The sequence below is a fragment of the Candidatus Hakubella thermalkaliphila genome (assembly GCF_013281975.1).
Taxonomy (GTDB): Bacteria; Actinomycetota; Humimicrobiia; order Hakubellales; family Hakubellaceae; genus Hakubella; species Hakubella thermalkaliphila.
In genome coordinates this window covers 1-557 of the sequence record NZ_BLRZ01000468.1, presented here as the reverse complement: position 1 = coordinate 557, position 557 = coordinate 1, and the positions used below count along the sequence as shown (strand labels likewise).

Below are 557 nucleotides of genomic sequence, written 5' to 3'. Positions count from 1 at the left end.
GAGGGTCTGGCAGCCCATCCTGGCCGAGGCCAGCGCTGCTTCACAGCCCGCGTGCCCGGCCCCTATGACGATTACCTGGTAGCCAGGGGAGTCCCTCCTCATGCCTCACCCTCTCTATAAGCGGCGCTTTCGGCCACTTTGCTGGCCAACATCTGGGTCCGCATTGCTCTTTCCATCCCTATCGTAGACCGGTGGGCGCTGGGCATCCCAACTCCCACATATTGCCCCTGAAAAATCTCCTTCGGCCAGGGGGCCGGTGTCTCCCTTCTAATGTTCCACGTGGAACATGCGCCAATAGGGTGTTCGCGGCTCCTTCCCATGTTCCACTTCAAACATTTACTTCCCTATGCAAAATTCGCTGAAAATCCTATCCAGAAGGTCTTCTCCGCTCTTCTCTCCCAGAATCTCCCCCAGCGCCTCATAAGCAATTCGGACATCGGCTGCTGCAAATTCCTCCGACATCCCCGCCTCCAGAGCCTCTCTGCACGAGACGATAGCTCTTTGGGCCTTCTCCAGGAGCTCCTTCTGACGAGCATTAACCATAATAGCCTCGTACA

The 557-nt window shown here is 56.9% G+C and carries 1 protein-coding gene and 1 pseudogene; both read right to left on the bottom strand.

Annotated features, from left to right (window positions below):
- Positions 1 to 102: FAD-dependent oxidoreductase (locus tag HW443_RS14250; RefSeq protein ID WP_176238395.1), on the bottom strand; the 102-nt coding region annotated here is incomplete at its 3' end.
- A 234-nt stretch (positions 103 to 336) separates the two neighbouring features.
- Positions 337 to 557: pseudogene (locus tag HW443_RS12755) on the bottom strand (tRNA uridine-5-carboxymethylaminomethyl(34) synthesis GTPase MnmE); the annotation flags it as partial.